Annotated in this window: 19 protein-coding genes; 13 read left to right on the top strand and 6 right to left on the bottom strand. The window is 69.5% G+C overall.

Features of this window, described 5'->3' with window-relative positions; translation table 11 throughout:
• Positions 1-2: 2 nt before the first annotated feature.
• Entirely contained in the window at positions 3-992 is a 990-nt protein-coding gene (locus IG88_RS0124970; RefSeq protein WP_031045382.1) for a hydroxyacid dehydrogenase, read from the bottom strand.
• A 33-nt stretch (positions 993-1,025) separates the two neighbouring features.
• Positions 1,026-2,321 (bottom strand): MFS transporter, encoded by a 1,296-nt coding sequence (locus IG88_RS0124965; protein ID WP_199807496.1) that lies wholly within the window; start codon positions 2,319-2,321, stop codon positions 1,026-1,028.
• A 317-nt stretch (positions 2,322-2,638) separates the two neighbouring features.
• Here IG88_RS0124965 and IG88_RS0124960 point away from each other — a divergent pair, with 317 nt between their 5' ends.
• On the top strand, positions 2,639-4,180 hold the full coding sequence (locus tag IG88_RS0124960; RefSeq protein WP_031045378.1) for an IclR family transcriptional regulator: 1,542 nt from the start codon (positions 2,639-2,641) through the stop codon (positions 4,178-4,180).
• 68 nt (positions 4,181-4,248) lie between these two features.
• Here the strand turns inward: IG88_RS0124960 and IG88_RS0124955 are convergent, their stop codons facing one another.
• Positions 4,249-5,574 (bottom strand): tyrosine-type recombinase/integrase, encoded by a 1,326-nt coding sequence (locus IG88_RS0124955; RefSeq protein ID WP_031045376.1) that lies wholly within the window; start codon positions 5,572-5,574, stop codon positions 4,249-4,251.
• Position 5,575: 1 nt separating this feature from the next.
• Entirely contained in the window at positions 5,576-5,857 is a 282-nt protein-coding gene (locus tag IG88_RS41590; RefSeq protein WP_324609009.1) for a helix-turn-helix transcriptional regulator, read from the bottom strand.
• 423 nt (positions 5,858-6,280) lie between these two features.
• Here IG88_RS41590 and IG88_RS41585 point away from each other — a divergent pair, with 423 nt between their 5' ends.
• From IG88_RS41585 to IG88_RS0124925, 5 genes are all read left to right on the top strand, one after another.
• Positions 6,281-6,517, top strand: coding sequence for a helix-turn-helix transcriptional regulator (locus IG88_RS41585; RefSeq protein WP_031045369.1), 237 nt, complete (start codon positions 6,281-6,283; stop codon positions 6,515-6,517).
• Positions 6,518-6,662: 145 nt separating this feature from the next.
• Positions 6,663-7,919 carry a DUF3631 domain-containing protein gene (locus tag IG88_RS0124940; RefSeq protein WP_037836585.1) on the top strand — a complete coding sequence of 419 codons (1,257 nt, stop codon included), beginning with the start codon at positions 6,663-6,665 and terminating at the stop codon, positions 7,917-7,919.
• 207 nt (positions 7,920-8,126) lie between these two features.
• Entirely contained in the window at positions 8,127-8,933 is an 807-nt protein-coding gene (locus IG88_RS0124935) for a DUF2637 domain-containing protein (protein WP_078861602.1), read from the top strand.
• Positions 8,934-9,169: 236 nt separating this feature from the next.
• On the top strand, positions 9,170-9,688 hold the full coding sequence (gene mobC / locus IG88_RS0124930; RefSeq protein WP_031045358.1) for a plasmid mobilization relaxosome protein MobC: 519 nt from the start codon (positions 9,170-9,172) through the stop codon (positions 9,686-9,688).
• The gene (locus tag IG88_RS0124925) at positions 9,685-11,397 is read left to right on the top strand and encodes a relaxase/mobilization nuclease domain-containing protein (protein WP_031045355.1); all 1,713 of its coding nucleotides are present in this window, start codon (positions 9,685-9,687) and stop codon (positions 11,395-11,397) included. Before mobC ends, IG88_RS0124925 begins: the two co-directional genes overlap by 4 nt.
• Here IG88_RS0124925 and IG88_RS0124920 read toward each other — a convergent pair whose 3' ends face one another.
• Both IG88_RS0124920 and IG88_RS0124915 read right to left on the bottom strand, forming a co-directional pair.
• Positions 11,398-11,943 (bottom strand): flavoprotein, encoded by a 546-nt coding sequence (locus tag IG88_RS0124920; protein ID WP_031045352.1) that lies wholly within the window; start codon positions 11,941-11,943, stop codon positions 11,398-11,400. It lies immediately after the preceding gene.
• Positions 11,940-13,211: a helix-turn-helix domain-containing protein gene (locus tag IG88_RS0124915; protein ID WP_031045349.1), complete on the bottom strand. Its 1,272-nt coding sequence runs from the start codon at positions 13,209-13,211 to the stop codon at positions 11,940-11,942. Before IG88_RS0124915 ends, IG88_RS0124920 begins: the two co-directional genes overlap by 4 nt.
• A 176-nt stretch (positions 13,212-13,387) precedes the next feature.
• Here IG88_RS0124915 and IG88_RS0124910 point away from each other — a divergent pair, with 176 nt between their 5' ends.
• The 7 genes from IG88_RS0124910 to IG88_RS0124880 all read left to right on the top strand — a co-directional run bounded on the left by IG88_RS0124910 (position 13,388) and on the right by IG88_RS0124880 (position 19,698).
• Complete coding sequence (locus tag IG88_RS0124910) at positions 13,388-13,828, top strand: ATP-binding protein (protein WP_031045347.1); 441 nt, start codon at positions 13,388-13,390, stop codon at positions 13,826-13,828.
• Complete coding sequence (locus tag IG88_RS0124905; RefSeq protein ID WP_031045344.1) at positions 13,828-15,144, top strand: UDP-N-acetylglucosamine 1-carboxyvinyltransferase; 1,317 nt, start codon at positions 13,828-13,830, stop codon at positions 15,142-15,144. The genes IG88_RS0124910 and IG88_RS0124905 overlap by 1 nt, the downstream gene beginning before the upstream one ends.
• Positions 15,141-16,379: a metallophosphoesterase gene (locus tag IG88_RS0124900; protein ID WP_031045342.1), complete on the top strand. Its 1,239-nt coding sequence runs from the start codon at positions 15,141-15,143 to the stop codon at positions 16,377-16,379. Before IG88_RS0124905 ends, IG88_RS0124900 begins: the two co-directional genes overlap by 4 nt.
• Positions 16,376-16,915 carry a dCTP deaminase gene (dcd, locus tag IG88_RS0124895; protein ID WP_031045339.1) on the top strand — a complete coding sequence of 180 codons (540 nt, stop codon included), beginning with the start codon at positions 16,376-16,378 and terminating at the stop codon, positions 16,913-16,915. The genes IG88_RS0124900 and dcd overlap by 4 nt, the downstream gene beginning before the upstream one ends.
• Positions 16,912-17,448, top strand: a complete 537-nt coding sequence (locus IG88_RS0124890; protein ID WP_031045337.1) for a dCTP deaminase — start codon at positions 16,912-16,914, stop codon at positions 17,446-17,448. Before dcd ends, IG88_RS0124890 begins: the two co-directional genes overlap by 4 nt.
• Positions 17,449-17,471: 23 nt before the next feature.
• Positions 17,472-18,560, top strand: coding sequence for a glycosyltransferase family 4 protein (locus tag IG88_RS0124885; RefSeq protein WP_031045336.1), 1,089 nt, complete (start codon positions 17,472-17,474; stop codon positions 18,558-18,560).
• A 94-nt stretch (positions 18,561-18,654) separates the two neighbouring features.
• Positions 18,655-19,698 carry a serine hydrolase domain-containing protein gene (locus IG88_RS0124880; RefSeq protein ID WP_031045334.1) on the top strand — a complete coding sequence of 348 codons (1,044 nt, stop codon included), beginning with the start codon at positions 18,655-18,657 and terminating at the stop codon, positions 19,696-19,698.

Genomic DNA, 19,698 nt, shown 5'->3' with positions numbered 1-19,698 from the left:
GTTCAGGCTGCGGCGTTGATGGCGTTGACGGCGTGCTCCGGGTCCTGGCCTGCGAGGGCCTGTTGGATGCAGGCGAGTGCCTGGGTGCCCGCGGCCAGCAGCGACTGGCTGGTCTGCCCGGCGATGTGCGGCGTGACGATCAGGTTGTCCAGGCTGCCGAGCCGGGCCGCGAGTTCCGGACTGTGCGGGAGGGGGTCCTGCATGTCGGTCGACTCGCCGTCCAGGACGTCGAGGGCCGCGCCGCCCAGGTGACCGGACTCCAGTCCCGCCAGAACGGCGGCCTCATCGACGAGTCCGCCGCGGGCGGTGTTGATCAGTACCGTTCCCGGGCGCATCCGGGCGAGGGCTGTGGCGTCGATGATGTGCTTGGTCGCCGCGGTGAGGGGGGCGTGCAGGCTCAGGACGTCGCTCTGGGCGATGAGGTCGTCGAAGGGGACGAGCCGGGCGCCTTGCTGCTCCACGGTGTCCGGGGCGACGTAGGGGTCTGAGACGAGTACGGGCATGCCGAAGCCGCGGGCGATGCCGGCGGTCAGCGAGGCGATGCGGCCGAAGCCGAGCAGGCCGAGTGTGCGGCCCTGCAGTTCGAACCCGGTGAGCGCGGGCTTGATGGCAGCCCACTGGCCAGCGGCGGTTCCCGCCGTGGCGGCCGGGATGCGACGGGCGAGAGCCAGGGTGAGCGCGAAGACGTGCTCGGCGACGGATCGGGCGTTGCTGCCGGGCGTGACAGTGACCCACACGCCGGCGTCGGTGGCCGCCTGGATGTCGACGTTGTCGGTGCCCACCCCGTGCCGGGCGATGATCTTCAGGCGGCTGGATGCCTGGATCTTGTCGGCGGTGAACCGCTCAGCGCGCAGCATGACCGCTTCGACACTGTCCTGGACGGCTGTGTAGGGAGTGGCGGTGGGGCCGTAGCCGAGGTGGACCTGGCCCATCGTGTGCAGTTCGTCCAGGACGCGGGGGTGGATGGGGTCGGAGACGTAGAGGGACGACATGGGTGTCCGGTCCGTTCGATCAGGTGGGGTCGGTCAGGCGTAGAGGTGGTCGGCCGAGGTGCTGCGGCGTACCGCGCCGAGGGCGAGGGCGAGGCCGAACAGGCCGAAGGCGACGAGGATGTAGGCGGGCACGAGGGTGCTGCCGGTGGCGTCGATGAGCCAGGTGCTGACGTAGGGGCCGGCTCCGCCACCGATGACGGCACCGATGCTGTGGCCGAAGGCGACGCCGGTGTTGCGCACCTGGACGGGGAAGAACTCCGGCATCACCGTGTAGGTGCCTGCCTGGCACAGGGCGTACGGGACCATGCCGAGGACCAGGCCGGCGATGGCCAGGCCCACCGATCCCCTGCCCATGAGCAGGAACGACGGGATGGTGAGGGCGATGTAGGCGATGTAGGAGACGATCAGAACGCGCTTGCCGCCCAGCCGTGAGCCGAGCTGTCCGCACAGGGGGATGAACACGGCGGCCGTGAGCACGGCGAGCAGCACGATGGTCGCGGCCTGGCCTTCGCTGAAGTCCAGGACGGTGCTCAGGTAGGACGCCACGAAGACGGTGCCGACGTAGGTGCCGACGTTCTGCACGGTGGAGATGGCCATGACCTTGGTCAGCGGCCCGCGGTGGTCGGCCATGAGTTCCTTGAGCGGCTTGCGGTTGGTGCGCTCGGTGACGTCGGTGTCGCGGAACTCGGGGGTGTCCTCGATCTTGAGGCGCAGGTAGAGACAGAGGAGGCCCAGGGGCACCGCGAGGAGGAACGGCAGGCGCCAGCCCCACGCCTCCATGGAGTCTTCCGGTACGAGCGAGGCGGCCAGCGCGGCCATGCCCGCCGCGCACGCCTTGCCGAAGACTCCCACGCCGGGGATGAACGAGATGTACAGCGAGCGCCGGTCCTTGGGCGCCCACTCCCGGATGTAGCTGGCGGCGCCGCCGATCTCGCCGCCGGTGGAGAAGCCCTGGAGCATGCGGAGGATGACCAGCAGGATGGGGGCGGCCACGCCGATGGTGGCGTAGCCGGGCAGCAGTCCGGTCAGGGCCGCGGCCAGGCTCATGAGGCCGATACTCGCCACCAGGCTGACCCGGCGGCCGGCGCGGTCGCCGAGGCGGCCGAAGAACAGGGCGCCCAGCGGGCGGACGACGAAGGCCGATCCGAACACCAGGAAGGTGTTGAGCAGGCTGACGGTCGGGTTGTCACTGGGGAAGAAGACGATCGACAGGGTCGCGGCGACATAGCCGTAGACGCTGAAGTCGTAGTACTCGATGAACGTGCCGAAGGCGGCCACGGCGGTGGCCTTCTTCGCTTTGCGGCGGCGTTCGTCGGTGACGGGGGTCACCTCTGCAGTGTCCGTGGGGACTGACATCTCGCACCTCGCTGTGCAAAAAATGGGACAGCGTCCTGTAAACTGTTCGGTGAGTGTCTGGCCGGTCTTCGCCTGCTGTCAACCCTCGGACGCAACCAACTCGAAACACGGACGCCACCGACGGCGACCGCGAACGGCCGGCGACAACAGCGGGGCGCCCGCGTCGAACGGCGCCACGTACAGTGGCCGACCAGGTGAGAAACGGCAGGGGGAAGGCGGAGAATGGAGCGTCCGCGCATGCTTGCGCCGCTGCAAAGCGAGTCGGCGACTCACGCCTGGCGGTGGTCGCTGTGAGCAGCGGATCGGCTGTCAACGACCGCATCGTCGCCACCCTCGACGCCCTCACCCGTCGGCCACCGGAGCTGCCCTGGGGCGTGCGCAAGCTGGCCGAAGATATCGGCCTCAGCCGCAGCACGGTCCACCGGACCCTCCACGCGCTCACCGAGCGCGACCTGGCGACGCAGACGGTGAACGCCACCTACGCCTGCGGGCCCCGGCTGCGCGTCCTCGCGGACCGGCTCCACCGCTCGCACCCGCTGCTCGGCCAGGCCCGTCCACTGGCCGAGGAACTCGCCCGGGCCTGCGACGCCACCATCCTGCTGTCCCTGTACGACCCCGTTCGCACGGAGGGCTTCGTCGCCCTGTCCGTGATTCCGGACGGTCCCGTCCGCTACCGGCTCGACCCCGGCGCCGTGATCCCCCTGCACGCCGGCGCGGCCGGCCGTGCCATGCTCGCCGAGCTGGGCCCCGACGTCCTCGCCCGCCTCGACCTGGTCGCGCACACGCCGGACACCGTCACCGACGTCGCGGAACTGGAGCGTCTCCTGCACCAGGGACGCGAGGACGGTGTGACGATCAGTATCGGACAGCATGTCGCCCTGGCCGCCGGAGTCGCCGCCCCGTTCCACGCGGCGGGCCTGCTGGGGGCGATTTCCGCCACCCGCCCCCGGCACGAGACTCGTCGCGCCGACCTTGAACGTTTCGCCCCCCTCGTCCGCGAAACCGCCCTCAAGGTCGGCAGCCTGACCGCCCCACCGCCCCGGCCGACGCCGGAACACGGCCGAGCGACCCCCACCAGCCCGAGTCCCACCGAGGACGGCGGTTCGGCCACCGTTCGGATTGAACGCTTGATCTCCGCGCTCACCGCTTCGGCGCCTCTGCCGTTGGGAGGGCGGGCGCTGGCTCGCGTACTGCGGGGCAACCCTGCGACCGCCGCCCGGCTCCTCGACACCGCACTCGCCACAGGGCTCGCCACCACCCACGGGGAGCACGCCGTGGCCGGGCCGCTGCTACTGCACTGGGCAGCCGCACTCGGGCCGCTCCACTCCATCACCCCGATCGTCTTCCCGACACTGCGGGACCTGGCACAGCAGACCGGGGAAACCATCGGCCTGGCCGAGTACGACCCGGCCACCCGGACGGCACGCATGACCGCCGTCGTACCAGGCAGCAAACCGATCCACTACGACCTGCCTACCGGATCGGATGTCCCTCTCGCCGCGGGCGCCGCGGGCAAAGCCATCCTCGCCTTCCTGCCCGACGACACCCTCTCCGACCTTCCGCTGGTCACATACACCGAGCGCACGCCACTGCACCGCACCGCAATCCAGAAGGACTTGGCCCAGGTACGCGACCGCGGCTGGGCCGTCGGAGACGGTGAACGCATCCCGGACGGCTACGGCATCGCCGTGCCGTACTTCGCCCAGCACACCGTGGCCGGCTCGATCACGGCCACCATCCCGCGCCACCGGGCCGATGAGATCGACGTCGACGCCGTGAGAACCCGACTCTCCGCCGCGGCCCTGTCGATCACACAGCTGCTATCGGTGTAACCGATGTTCTGCCCGTCACCGGGAGGTGCGGAAAGCTTCCAGCACCACCCTGGTCAGGTGTCGAGCCGTCAGGCAACCAGGGCGCATTGAGGACACATTGGTTCGGCCGAGGCCACTGATGTGCCCTCGGCGGCGGGCGGGTCGCCGTCGCTCTCCGCCTCTGTGAAGGCATCGTCGATCGCCTTGCGGGTCCGGCTCTCGCTGGACGGCAGCAGGTGTGTGTACGTCCGGAGCGTGAAGCCCGGGTCCGAGTGGCCGAGGTACTCGGAGAGCGCCTTGATGCTCTCCCCCGCGTCCAGGAGCACGGAGGCGTACGCGTGCCGGAGGGCGTGCATGCCGTCCTCCGGGGCCGCCTGGAGATACCTCGCCCCGCGCTTGCGAGGAGGGATCACGTCGGCGGCGACCAGGGCTCGTTTCCAGGCGCCCATGTTGAAGACGCTGCGGTTGTACGCCCGGCCCTTCTCGTCGACGAAGAGCAGTCGGAAGGTCTTGGACTCGCCGTCGGGCTTTGCCCAGGGCAGCGTGACCGCCGTGGGCGGGAATCGCCTCATGTGGGCCTTGAGGGCAGTGGCCAGCTGAGCCGACAGCGGCACTGACCGGATCCGGTTGCCCTTGGGCAGAGCGAAAACCGGCTTCGTGCCGACGAGCCGCACCTGGCGGTTGACGTGGATCCAGCCGCCCTTGAAGTCGATGTCCTCGACTGCGAAGCCGAAAATTTCTCCCTGCCGCAGGCCGCAGCCGAAGGCGAGCTTGCCACCGGCCTGGAAGCGTTCGGGCAACCCGGCGATGACGGCACGCACGCGCTCCAGGGACCAGGGGACGATCTTCTTCTTGGTCGCGGTCGGCAGCTTGACCGACTTCGACTTGCACGGGTTCTTCGGTAGCAGCCCGTCCTCCACGGCCATGCCGAGGATGCTGGAGAGGATGTCGAAGATGCCCTCGATCGTCGACACCTCGAAGCCGCCGTCCTGCAGTGTGCGAATCCAGCCCTGAATGACCGAGGGCTTGTTCAAGGACCGCAGCTCGCGCCGGCCGAGGTGGGCGACGATGTGGTTGCGGACGGTGGCCTCGTAGCGGAGGGCCGTGGTCGGGCCGACCGAGTTCGCGTCGAGCCACTTCTGGGCGTAGGCGCCGAGCGTCTGCTTCGTCTCGGCGGGAACGACGTAGCTGCCGCTCCGGATCTCGACGTCGACCTCGGCCGCCCGCTTGTCGGCTTCGGCCCTCGTGTGGAAGTTCTCCTTGCGCTGGTGGCCATCCAGGTCGCGGTACCGGACCTGCCAGCGCTTCCCGGTCCCGTGGTCAGAGGTCGGGACCATCCGCCGGGTGCGGCTCTTGTGCTCGCTGCACTGGGTCTCGTCCGGCTTGGGATGGGACTTGTGCCAGCGGTCGTACACGTCAGCCAAGGAGGGCCTCCCGGGCTCCGCCGCAGGCGTCTGCGGCGGAGTGACGAGGATGGGCGAGCCGGGTCCCAGTAGGCAGCAGATCCGCCGGCGGGACACCGAGGGCTGCGGCTATCAGGACGAGATCGTCGATGTCGCAGCGCTGATGGGCGCGCTCCGTGCGACTGAGCGCGGTGTTGGTCATCGGGCGGCCCATCGTGGTGCAGCGGGCGGCCAGTCGATGCTGGGTGAGGCCGAGCGCCAGCCGCATGTGCTCGATGGCGCGGGCGGTATGCAAGCCGGCGGGGCCTATTTCGAGAGGTCGAGTTGCCATAACAGGTAGCTGTAACTTGCAGCCGAAGCCTTTGGCAAGAGTTGGTTCTTAAACCCTACAGAAGTCGCGTCCCGCCAGATCTCCAATCGCTCCGACTAATGCCTGCCATACGGTACTGGAAAGACTGCGTCGCCAACTCCGTCCACCGGAAAGCGAGCGCAGTGTAGCCGACTTCCTCTTCCGACGATGAGCCACCACCTGGGCTTACGAGCAGCACGCCACCCTGGCGCCGACTTTTTGGTGAACCGCAAAATCGCCCTTACGGTATTGCCTCCCGCGCTCACCAACGGGGAACTTCTGGAGTCTTCTAGAACCAACTCTGGACTTCTCCGCCCGGGGTGTGGCTGTGTTGTCCACGCAGTTGTCCGAAACCGAAAAGGGAGTCCTATGCCGAGCCTTTCCCCTCGTCCTGCCCACGCCGCCGCCGACGCCTCCCGACGCGGCCCCCTGGCCACCCCGGCGGAAGTCGCCGAGTACCTCGGGGTGCCGGTCAAGACGCTCTACCAGTGGAAGTACCGGGGCATCGGCCCGAACGTGCACAAGGTCGGCCGTCACCTGCGCTACCGCTGGGCCGAGGTGGATGCCTGGCTCAATGCCCAGGCCGCGTACGACCTCGCCGTCTGAGGCCACCACACGGGAAAGCGAAGCGGCTCCCGGCGAGCCACCGCCGGGAGCCGCGCGGCCCCTTCCCTCATCGCCCCTTGCCAGAAAACGATCTGTCTCGGTGGGCCCGGACCTTGCCCGTCCGGCTCACCAGGGAGGAACGCCTGTGGACGAATCTACGACCTCTCGCACCCCCACCGCACCCGCCGTCACCCCGTCTTGGCCACCCGTGGCCACCCCCGGCCAGGGCCTGGCGTCCGATCCCTCATCCCACGAGCGTGATCGGACGGCTGGCTCCAACGAAGGCGCCGACCTGCTGGACGAGCTGCGCGCAGCGATCGCCCGGTACGTGATCCTGCCCAGTGGCGAGGCGCTGACCGCCGTCACGCTGTGGGTGGCGGCCACGCACATCCAGCCCGCGCTGCAGCACGCTCCGCGCCTGGCGGTGGTCGGGCCGGCGAAGCGGTGCGGCAAGTCCCGCCTGCTGGACGTGATCACGGAGACAGCGCACGACCCGCTGATCACCGTGAACACCAGCCCGGCCGTCGTCTTCCGTGCCATCGGTGACGACCCGCCCACTCTGCTGGTGGACGAGGCCGACACCATCTTCGGCAGCATCAAGGCCGCCGAGAAGAACGAGGAACTGCGCGGCCTGCTCAACGCCGGCCACCAGCGCAACCGGCCCGCCCTGCGGATTTCCGGCCCCGAGCACAAGACGCGGAAGTTCCCCACCTTCGCCATGGCCGCGCTCGCCGGCATTGGCGCCCTGCCGGACACGGTCATGGACCGGGCGGTGGTGATCCGCATGCAACGCCGCAAGGACGGCGAGCGCGTCGAACAGTTCCGCTCCCGCCGCGACATCCCCGCCCTGCACACCCTGCGGGACCGCCTGGCGGCATGGATCCGTCCGCTCATGGACACCGCCGAGGACCTGGTTCCGCGGATGCCGGTGCAGGACCGCGCGGCGGACACCTGGGAACCGCTCGTGATCGTTGCGGAGCTGGCCGGCGGCACCTGGCCCGAGGACGCGCGCGCTGCATGCGCGGCCATGTGCGCCGCCGAGGCGGACAAGGACGACGAGTCCAACCTCAAGACCCGCCTGCTGCAGGACATCCGGCGCGCCTTCGCCCGCTGCGGCGACCCGGACATCATGCGCACCCGGGACCTGCTGGAGGAACTTCTCAAGGACCAGGAGGCTCCCTGGGCCGAGTACGGCACCACCGGCCTCAGCCCACGCCACCTCGGGCTCCTCCTGAAGGACTTCGACATCAAGGCCGCCACCCTCCGCTTCGAGGGCGGCAGGCAGGCCAAGGGCTTCGCACGCCTCCGCTTCACCGACGCCTGGGCGCGGTACTGCCCGGAGGAGTCCGCCTCCGAGAACGGGGACGAGAGCGCCCCAGCAGGCCCGGACCCGCACCCGTAAAGACTCGTCGCACCCGTCGCATCGCAGGTCAACCCCGTGACGGGTGTCGTCGCTGCGACGAGTCGTCTCGTACCACGACGATCACCCGTACCTGCTCTGACCAGCCGTGCGACGGGTGCGACGGGTCCGCCACCTCCCTGCCCACCAGCCCTCCCCGCTTGGAGCACCCGCTTGCCCGTACGCACCACCGCGACCCCAGTACCGATGATGACCGTCGCGATCCGCCTGGGAGTCGCTCTGGTCGGCACGATCGGCTTCGCCCTCTCGTACGACGCCCTGCGGCAGATGGCAGTGGCCATCCACATCCGCGGAGTGCTGACGTACGCCTTCCCGCTCGTGATCGACGGGTTCATCGCCATCGGCGTCGCGGCCCTGCTCATCCTGCGAGCCGCCCCCTGGCGATCTCGCCTGTACGTCTGGGCCCTCGTCGGCATCGCCACCATCACGAGCATCTGGGCGAACGCCCTGCACGCCGTCCGTCTCAACCAGGAGAGTGACGCCACCGGGCTCCACCTGGACGACGTCACCGTCGGCGCCCTGTCGGCCATCGCCCCGCTCGCGCTCGCCGGAGCCGTCCACCTGGATCTCGTCATACGCCGCCACCCCACCGGCCGACACTCGACTGAACCTGTCAGTGCTCAGCGCCACACTCACGTTGAGAACGTGCTGCGGCCCGCTTTAGACAGCGACACGGCCGATGCCTTGAAGGGCGCGGCACAAGCACGGCATGAAGTTGTGGCGGAGGGCATCGCGGACGTGGCGGACCCTCCGGCCGAAGTGGCGGAGGCGCGTCAGCCCCACAGCCAGATCAAGGGTCGGCAGCCCAGCGCTTCCACGGAAACGCTCCTGGCTCTCGGCCGCGCCGCGCCCCTGGGCCGCCAAGGACGTATCTCCCGCCGCCACGTCGAAGCGGCGATTCGAGCCCAGGGCCACCCTGTCGGCAAAGACCGCCTCACCGAGATCACACGCCGCCTGCAGGCCGAACTCGACCGTACGCCCGAGCGCGTCTCCTAGCGCGCTGACCGGTCGGTACCGCCCGTCATCGCGCTGCTCTGCGAGTGGACAGAGGGCGGAGCCGACCGCCCCTGGCACTTACCGTCCGCCGACCCCTAGTAAGGACTGCCCCGATGCGCGAAGCCCGACGTGAGCTGCCCTCCGGACAGCGGGAGATGACCACGAGCGTCACCCAGCCAGCAAGGTATGCCGTTGGACCGTCCAAGGGGCGGTCCAACGGGAGTTCCGCCCCGGGGGTGGCGGAGACCCACGGGCGCCAGGGGGCACCCGAGGAAGGACAACGCGTCCAGGCCACCCCCGTCGTCCTCCCTCGTGCCGCCGAAGCCGCCGCCCTGCACCGCATCGCCCGCCGCCGCAAGCGCAAAGACACCCAGCGCAAAGCACGCGTCGACGTGCGCTACAGCATCGAAGAGAAGAGCGCCATCCTCGCCAAGGCCCGGTCGCTCAACATCGCCGGCGCCCACTACGTCGGCGCCGTCGTCATGGCCCACATCCACGGCGATCTCGCCCTGCCCGGCCAGCGCACCCCGCTGGACGACTACATCGACGAGCTGACCGCCCTGCGCGAGCAGGTCGCCAAGATCGGCAACAACACCAATCAGATCGCCCGGAAGCTCAACTCCGGCGGTCATCCACACTCTGGGGACACCGCCGCCCTCGCCCAGGTCGAACGCACCCTCGGCGCGGTCCGAGCAGCCATCAGCGAGATCGCCGCAGCTGCGAACCAGGCCGTCACCAACAAGGCCGCCCGATGATCGCCAAGATCAGCAGCGGAAAGGACACGGCTGGCCTGATCCGGTACCTGTTCGACACCAAGAAGGCCAGAGACCACACCGACCCCCACCTCGTCGCCTCCTGGGACGGCTTCGCCCCCGACCCCGGCCGCACGGACGACTTCACCGCCACAAAGCGGCTTCTCGTGGCTGACCTCGACCTCCGCGTCAAGCAAGCCCGCCGACTCGGCCGCGCACCCGAGCGGCACGTCTGGCACTGCTCCCTCCGCGCCGCCACGACCGACCGCCACCTCAGCGATGAGGAGTGGGCCGACATAGCCCGCCGCGTCGTGGCCGCCACCGGCATCGCGCCACAAGACGACCCGGACGGCTGCCGCTGGGTCGCCGTCCGCCACGCCCCCGACCACATCCACATCGCCGCCACCAAGGTCCGCGGCGATCTCCGCCCCGCCCGCCACTGGAACGACTACCTCACCGCCGACCGCGAACTCGCCACCATCGAAAAGGAGTACGGACTCCTTCGAGTCCTCCGCGGAGACCGCACCGCCGCCAAACGCTCCACCCGCGCCGAGCAGGAAAAGGCGCACCGCCAAGGGCAGGACAAGTCGGCTCGTGAGCGCCTACGCAACATCGTCCGCACTGCCGTGGCCGCCTCCACCAGCACCGAGGAGTTCATCCGCCTGCTCAGCCATACCGAGGGCGTGTTGGTCGAGGCCGTGTACTTCCCTTCTGGCGACGTACGCGGCTACAAGGTCGCCAGCAAAGACAACCTCACTGCCGGCAAGGAACCCATCTGGTACTCCGGCTCCACACTCGCCCCGGACCTGTCCCTCCCCAGGATCCGAGCACGCCTGGAGGCCACCGACCCGCAGCTCACCAATCAGCCGAGCAAGCGCTCTCCTCGCTCTCCCGACCCCTGGCACCAGGCCATCGCCGCCACCGAGCGCATTCCCCACCACCTAAACGGTCACGACGATGGAGCCTCGCAGGCCCACCTCGCCGCCTTCGGTGAAGCCCTTGACGCCTTGCCCCTTCTCGCCCCCGCACCCATCCGCGCCCAGCTCCGCGAAGCCGCTTCCGCCTTCGAGCGCGCCACGCGCTCCCGTATTCAGGCCGAACACCACCACGCCCGCGCCCTGCGAAGCGCCATACGGGCGATGCTCCGCGAGCCCGCACCGGGGGACGGTACGGCTCTGGCGATGTTCCTCGATGCCGCGATCCTCGTCACCATCGCGGCCACCCGCTGGCACCAGCTCCGCCACCACGGCCAGCAGGTCACCGCCGCCCAGCAGACTCTGCTCCACCTCCAAGCCGCATACGACCAGGCAGCAGCACCCCTGACCGCCCTCGTCCGGCACCGACCGCCGCAACCAACGGTGGACCGGCACGTCCACCACATCCGTCGGGCCGTACCCGCGCACTCGGAGCAGGTCCTCGCAGATCCCGCGATCGCTGCCCTCACTGCCGCACTCGCCGAAGCGGAAGCACTCGGGCACGACCCGGAACGACTTCTCAGGCAGGCCGCCGACCAACGTGCCCTGGATGACGCCCGCTCCCCCGCACGGACCCTGGCGTGGCGTATTCAACGCGTCAGCGCACGGCCGACGCCCAACGCACGCGCCCGTGCAGGACAGGCCCACAGCGCAGCACGGCCCGATGGGACACCCAGCGCTCCGGCCCACGAGGCAACCACCGTCTCGCTCCCGCCGCCGCGAGCACGTCGGCGCTGATCACGACCGCGCGGACAGCCTCGGGGCAAGCAGCTCCAGCACTTCCTCCCAGCGGTAGCGGTCGGCCCCGCCGCCCGCCTTCGGCCGGTGAGGCTCGTAGGAGCCGACCAAGACACCCATCTCGCGCAGCAGGTCCAGACTCCGTCGGTATGCAGGGTGGGCGGCCTGGGCGGAGTTCAGGTACGGCAGCACGGCGACCGGTACACCCATGGCAGGCGCCTCGCACAGGATGCCCAGCGCGAGATTGTCCGAGATCCCGGCGGCCCACTTGTTGACCGTGTTGAAGGTGGCCGGGGCGACCGCGATCGCATCCGCAGGCCGGCTCGGGCGTGGCTCGCCCGGTGACCGCCAGGCCGAGCGGATGGGGCGGCCGGTCCGGGCCTCGACCGCCTCGGCATCAAGGAAGCCGACTCCTTGCGGGGTGGCTACGACGCCGACGTCCCAGTGCCGTTCCTGTGCTGCCGTGATCAGCCGGCCGACGTCGGCGGCGACCCCGGCCGCGCAGACCACGATCTGGAGGAACGGCTTGTCGTGCTGGTCACTCACGCGGGCACTCCCAGTTGGCGGCTGAAGTGGTGGAGCTCGGGCAGCACCCGGCGACGGTCACGGGCTGCCATGTCGGCGACCAGTTCGCGTACGGCCGGGCGGCGGACGTCCTGTGCCGCGCAGCTCTCGGCGATGCGCAGGGCCTGGTAGCCGTCGGCGAGTCTGCCCTGCTGACTGTAGGCGCGGGCGGCCTCCACCCAGAGCGCGGCCCGTCGCTCGGGGACGGGGATGTGCCGCCGCATGAGGGGGCGAGCGGTTTGGAGGGCGATTCCGGCGTCGCCGAATGAGACAGCCGCGCTGATCTCGTGCAGGGCTACGTTGGTCGGGCTGAAGTTCGCCCAGGCGTCCGGCCTGTCGAATGCGACGTAGCGGGCCACCTCTTTGGCCTCGGTGAGGAAGTCGTGGGTGGTTTCGCGGTCGCCGTTTCTGCTGGCGGCGGTTGCTCCGCGGAGCAGCAGCAGGCCGACCGCCGCCAGATATCGGGGCGAGCGTTGGTCGTAGGAGCCGCTGAGCTGGTCGACGGTGTGACGCACCATGTTCACGGCTTGGGCTGTGTGCTTCTCCCGTACGAGCACGTGAGCGTGAACGCGGACGCTGGCGGCGAGGACGACAGGGTCCCCGGACCTTTCCGCCTCGGCCATGGCCCGGCCGGCCGCGAGCCAGGCGTTGCCCTGGTCGGCTCGCTTCAGCAACAGGCTCACCGACGTCTGGTAGGCAGTCGCGAGCAACCCGGACGCCTCCGCCGAACCGGAGGAGCCGCCGGTGACCTGGCGCAGGTCGGCGATCAGGCCCGGCAGGGCCTGCTCCAGTTTCGCGTAGTCGCACGTGCAGAACAGTCGGCGCACGGTCCGCGCTCGCTCCCGCAGCTCGTCGATACCGGAGGAGTCACCGGTGGCGGCGGGGCTCGGTCCCGGCAGCAGGACCTGGATCAGGTCGTGGTGCGCCACGGTTGGCGTCGGCGTTGCCGCGAGCGCGGCGACGCTCGCGGCAAGGAAGGTGCGGCGGTGCATGTCCTCGGTTCCGGGATCGCTGGGGCTGGCGTCGGGGGCAGCGGCGAGGCCGAGACGTTGCGATGGGATGTCCAGTACCTTCGCGATCTCGCGCAGCACGCGCACGTCCTCCGTGCCCCTGCCGTTCTCCAGGCGGCTCACCTTCGACTGGTGGTAGCCCAGTGCGGTGGCAACGTCCTTCTGCGAGCGTCGCTGTAATACGCGTGCCTGACGGATGACTTCGCCGATCCGTCCGGCTTCACTCTGTGCGTCGGCCATCTGCGCCACGGCCCCTTCTGCCGTCGCCGATCCTGCCTGCTCAACCGAGCGTAACCGAGCATCGATTGGCCGCGATGCAGCTCCTGCATAAGTGATGCGGCCCCGGCACACGGCATGGTCCCGCTTGCCTCCGGAGCGGTTGCCTGGAGCAGCCGCACCGACCCTGGAGGCAGCTCGTGAAAGCGCACCAGTTCGCACTCTCCGTATCCGCCACACCGAGCGCGGTCACCGCCGCCCGGCACCGGGCCGTGGACGCGATAGAGGGCTGGGACACGGTGCTGGGCAACGAGGTGGTGCACACCGCCGAGCTCGTGATCAGTGAATTCGTCACCAACGCGGTCCGGCATGCCGAAGCCGGCCCGGTCTCCCTGTCCGTCCGTCTCGACGAGCAGTCACTGCGGATCGAAGTCTGCGACGACTGCCCGGAGCTGCCCCGGCCGGGTCTCCCGGATCCGTCTAGCGAGAGCGGCCGAGGTCTGTTCCTCGTGGCCGCGCTCGCGGATCGATACGGCGTCGAGCCGACGGCGGTCGGGAAGTGCTGCTGGGCCGAGATCGCACTGCCCACCAATCCGGACCATCCGATCGTGTCCTCCCTTGTTGCACAGAGGAGTTGCTGATGACGACCACTCGCGTCCCCGGCGTGGCCGCCGAGGTGATCGCCGTTCGTCCGGGCCCACCACTCACCGGGACTGTGACTGTCGACGGCTCCAAGAACGCGGCGCTCCCGCTGGTGGCCGCCGCGGCTGTCCTCGGCTGTCCGGTGAGGCTGAACAACATCCCTGCCAACACGGACGTGCAGACCATGCTCGCGTTGCTCCAAGAGTCGGGCTGGCACGTAGCGCAGCCGGTCGGGAAGCCGACTGCGGCGGTGATTCTGCCGACTGAAAACCAGCCCGTGCGCCCCCACCTGCCCCAGGCCGCGCGTATCCGGGCCTCGTACTACCTGGTGCCGGCCCTGCTCGCCCGGCACGGGGAGGCACGGCTGCCGTGGCCGGGAGGCTGTCGGATCGGCGCACGCGGGATGGATCTGCACTTCAAGGTGTACGAAGCGTTCGGCGACCAGAGTGTCTTGGATGACTCCGGATACCGCGTCGCGGCCGCCAGACGTCGCTATGGCACGGTGTCCCTGGTGCTGCCGTTCCGCTCGCGCGGGGCGACCGTGGCCGCCCTGCTTCGAGCCGTCACCACCGGCCGGCCTCTGCGGCTGGGCGAGCCCAATCTCTCGCCGGAAGTGCTGTATGTGCTGGAGGCCCTGCAGGCGGCGGGCTGGGAAACCCGGGCCAGCGAACGCCTGCTCACCCTCTCGCCGCCGCCCTCGGCACCGAGCGACGCCGCATGGGTGGTACCGGGAGACAAGGTGGAGGCAGGGACACTCGCCTGCGCAGTCGCCGCCACCGGCGGAAGCGCGCGCATCCGAGGCGCGCGAGCTGACGACCTGGCCCCCCTCGTGGCCGCCCTGCACCGACTGGGAATCTCCGCCGTCAGCGAGGCGGACACTCTAACCGTGAACGCCCAGGACGGCCGCTTGGCCAGCCACCCCTTACGGGCCACCGCCTCGCTCAGCCCGGGCGGCTTGGACGCCGACTTCGAACCACCACTCATGGCACTGGCCCTCGGCCTGCCCGGTACCCACCTGTTCGCCGACGCCATCAACCCGGGTCGCCATGGCAATCTTCTGCCGCAGTTGGCCCGCCTCGGGGCGTTCATCGAGGAGATCTCCCCCACCGAGTGCCGCCTTACTGGTCCTCAACGGCTGACCGGGACGGGCGTGGAGGCCACCGACATCCGAACCGGATCCGCCCTCATGGTCGCCGGCCTTACCGCCCAGGGCGTCACCACCCTTGGCGGTCTTGACCAGCTCCGCCGCGGCCACGCCGACCTGCCCGGCAAGCTCCACACCCTGGGCGCCGACATCTGCGAGGTCACCCCATGACCACCGACGGGCGCAACCTGCGCCAGATCGTTGCCACAACGGACGTCCACTCCGCCTTCGACAACGCCGCGCCGTTCCTGACCCACCTCCACTCGCTGCGGCCGACTTCCCTCATCGTGGACTGCGGCGACTTCTTCGAAGGCAGCGGGTACTACCGCCTCGCCCGCGGCACGATCGAGCGGGGGATCCTGCTCAGGCTGTACGACGTGCTGGCCCCCGGCAACCACGGCTGGCCCCACTACTTCGAACCCGACCTTCACCGGCGCACTGTCTGCGCCAATGCCGTGGATGCCAACACCGGCGACGCTCTGTTCCGCCGCCTGTACATCGCCGACATCGATGGACGGCGCGTCGGCGTAACCGCTGTGATCGGCCGGCAAGCCTTCCACTCGATCCCGGCTGCCCAGCGAGCCGGCCAATGCGTCACCGATCCCCTGCAGTCCCTGCGCGAGGTCATTCGCGCCCACCACCACGAGGTGGACAGCTGGGTCCTGCTCAGCCATTCCGGCTTCGACGAGGACCGGAAACTCGCGGCGGCCTGTCCGTTCCTCGACGTGGTCTTCGCCGGGCACTGCCACAGCGATCAGTACGGACCGGTCCGAGTCGACGGCACCCTGGTCGCCAAGGGTCAGGAACTCGCCGACGGCTATGCGATCGCGACACCCGTAGGCACGGGATGGGGTGCCGGCACTACATCCTTCCCAAATCGGGCCCCGAGCCGCTTTCCCATGGAGCTTGCGGATCTGCGCTCCCTCATCGAAAACGTCAAGCAGCAGCTGGCCGCCGTCCTCGGCCCGATCAGTCCGGCGCACCGCCACCAGCCCCTCGACCGGCGCAGCCTGCTCATGGAGCTCACCGCCCGCCTGCGTACGGCACTCGGGTCAGACACGGTCATCCTCAACGAGACGGCACTACGTGCCGTCCCGCTCGGCGACACACTCACCCAGGGCGACCTGCTCTCCATCGAGCCGTTCGCCAACCAGCTGGTGCACGCCCACGTACCTGAGCCGGCAGGCAGCGACCTCCGTGGCCTGCTGTCAGATCTGACCGCCCAGTCCGGTCCGCTCGTCACGGCCCCCTATCCCCTGCCGGACGCCATCACCACCGTGCTGACCACCGACTACCTCGCCGACACCTACCTCGGCGGACGCACACACGAGGCCGGCCTGCGCCTGGACCAGGCCGTCCAGCACGTCCTCACCGCTCCCGACACCGCGGAAGGAGACAGCGAATGATCCTCACCGGCCCGGAGATCACCGCTGCCGCTCACGACGGCCGCCTCCGCATCACCCCGTTCGCCGCCGACCAGGTCAACCCCAACAGCTACAACGTGCGTCTGGGCCCCACCCTGATCACCTACACGAGCACGGTCCTGGACCCACACCGGCCCAACCCCACAAACGCAACCAGCATCGGCTCGGACGGGCACATCCTCCAGCCAGGCGAGCTCTACCTCGGCCACACCCTCGAAGAGGTCGGCTCCGACACCTTCGTGCCACTGCTGTTCGGTCGTTCCTCCGTCGGACGCCTCGGCCTGTTCGTCGAGATCACCGCCCCCATCGGCGACATCGGCTTCCACGGCCAGTGGACGCTCATGCTCACCCCGATCCGACCGCTGCGCGTATACGAAGGCATGAAGATCGGGCAGATCATGTTCTTCGTCTCCACCGGCGCCATCGACCTCTACCGCGGCAAGTACCAAGCCGCCGCAGGACCGCAGCCCTCCGCCTACTGGCGAGACCTCGCCCGACTCCAGGCGGTGGCATCGTGATCCTCACCGGCCCTGCCATCGCCGCCGCCGTCCAAGCCGACGAGATCACCATCGACCCGTACGAACCCAGCCGCCTCTCCCCCAACGCCTACGACTGGCGGCTCGGGGACACGATCCGCGTCTGCGACGGCGACCTCGACGCCGCGACCCCCACCGCCTTCACCGAGCAGCCCATCCCCGACACCGGCCTCGTACTGCGCCCTGACCTGCTCTACCTCGGCATCACGCTGGAGCGGACCGGTTCGGAGACGTACGCGCAGCTACTGAACGGCGACCGCACCACCGGGTCCCTGGGCATCTGGGTTCACGTCTCGGCTCCGCTCGGACACCAGGGCCATGCGATCCGCTGGACGCTGGAGATCCGCGCCACGCGACCGGTGCGCGTGTATCCGGGCATGACCTTCGGCAAGCTCGTCTTCCTCACTGCCTTCGGCGCCCCGGCCAGCTACCAGCATCAGCCCGCCAAGTACGCGTCCACGCAAGGCATCGACGTCTCGCGCCTCTACGAGGAGATCGACGGAGGCACGCGGTGAACGCTCGCTCGGCCACCGGCCCGATGGCTGCCACCTTCCTGGATCTCCCCGTTGGAAGCCCCGGCGGCAGCGTCGAGCTCTTCATCGGCCTCTACACCGGCCGACAACCCCTCATCCCGGCACGCGCCTTCATGCTCGCACCACCTGGTCACGCTCCCCGGCCACCCGCCGGACTCAGCGTGCTCCCCGTAGCAGGCAAATGTCTGGAAGGAACGGCCTTCAGCCGCTACGTCGCCACCCTGCGCAGAGCGCTCACAGCCATACTCGATCCCACGCAGATCGGCGTCCTCCACTTGCAGCACCTCGCATTCGGCGCCACTCCTGCCCTCATCCGCGCTCTGCCCGCGCATCCTCGGATCGCCCTCGTCCACGGCACGGACCTGCTCTTCGCCGAGACCCACCGAGACCAGCTCCAAGTGCTGCGCGAAACAGCCAGGGCCGCCGACGCCATCGTGGTCCCGACCAACGCAATGGCCGACCGCCTCCTCAAGCTCGCCCCGCAGATCGAACGCCGCAAGATCACCCACATCCCCTGGGGCATCCCCGACCACCTGCTCACCGCCCCACCCGCCCGGCCGGCACGCACCTCCAGCAGCTACCTGCGGCTCCTGTACGCAGGACGCCTGACCGCCGAAAAGGGTGGTGAGGCCCTGATCAAGAGTCTGGCCCCGGTGCCCGGTGTCGAGCTGAGCGTCGCCGCGCCCAGAGCCCAGTTCCACGCACTGGCCCCGCTGCTGCAACGAGCCAGCGTACGAGTCCGCTACCTCGGCTGGCTGCGCCGCCCACAGCTGTGGAAAGCCTTCACGGAACACGATGTGCTGGTCGTGCCGTCCACCACCCTGGAGGCCATGGGACTGGTCGCGCTGGAAGCCCAAGCGTGCGGGCTCCCCGTCCTTTACCAGCCTGTCCCCGGCCTCAGCGAGGCGCTCGCCGCTTCCGGTATGACCACCGACTTCACCCACTCCGCCGCCCTCGCACGGGATCTCGACCGGCTGATGAAGACCCCTGGGTTGCTGTCCGTTCTGCGCCAGGCGGGCTATGCCAATGCGGCCCGCTACCCCCTCTCGGCAACCGCACGATCCCTGACCGACCTCGGCCGACAGCTCACCTGAACCGACCGTCAGACGTCCCGACACGTCACTACCCGAACCGCTCTGCGAACGTCACTACGCTGACCGACGGGATACCCCGGCGAAGAGGGAGACCATGACGTACGACCATGACCGCATCGAAGCCCTACTCGACGAGGGGGTCCGCGACAAGGTGTACCCGGGCGCCGTGTGGGCCCTCGGCGATGCCACCGGCATCCTCGACCAGGGTGCCACCGGCGTCCTCGACCCCGCCGAGCCGGACGTGCCGATGCGCGCCGAAACCGTCTTCGACGCCGCCAGCCTCACCAAGATCCTGGCCGTCTGGTCCTCCGTCGGCGCTCTGTACGAGGACGGAACCCTCGACCTCGACCAGCCGCTCGGCAGCTTCTGGCAGGAGGTCACCGGGCACCCACTCGGAGCCGTCACCACCCGGCACCTGCTGACGCACACCGCCGGCGTCCCACTGCGAGCCCAGCTGAAGAACCTCTACGGCACCAACCCGGACGATATCCGCCGCGGAGTACTGCACGAGGCACTCCACCGGGCACCCGGCGAAGCCGTCGAGTACACCGACCGAGCCGCCCTCATCCTCGGCTACCTCGCCGAGCACCTCTCCGGCAGCCCCTTGGACCAGCTGGCCACCGCCGGCACCTGGCACCCGCTGGGCATGACCGGCACCCGCTTCGGCCCCCTGCCCGCCGACCTCGCCGCCCGCTGCGCACCCACCGAACTAGACCAGGACACCGACACCCACCTCAAGGGAGTCGCCCACGACTTCTCTGCCCGCCTTCTGGGCGGCGTCTGCGGCATCGCCGGCGTCTTCACCGTCCTCAACGACCTCGCCATCTTCCTCCGGTACATGCTCGGCCCTGCCGCGTCCCATGTGCGGGCTGGTTTCGGCAGCGAGTGGATCACACACTCCCTGACCATCGAGACGGGTGAGCTCCAGCCGGCTCGTGGCTTGTTCTGGCATCCCGCGCCCGGTACCACCGCCGAGGAGGACGTCTGGGTGCACTACGGCTTCACCGGCACAGGCATGTGGATCTCCCCCACCGGGGGCCGCTGGGCGGTGCTCCTGACCAACAAGCTTTACTACACAAGAGATCGTGGGCCATTGACCGAGGTTCGCAGCACCTTCCGCGAACTCGCCTTCAGCTGA

The sequence above is a fragment of the Streptomyces sp. NRRL F-5650 genome (genome assembly GCF_000721365.1).
In the GTDB taxonomy this organism is placed as follows: Bacteria; Actinomycetota; Actinomycetes; order Streptomycetales; family Streptomycetaceae; genus Streptomyces; species Streptomyces ardesiacus.
The sequence above is the reverse complement of the archived record's forward strand: the minus strand, read 5'-3'. Positions and strand labels throughout refer to the sequence as shown.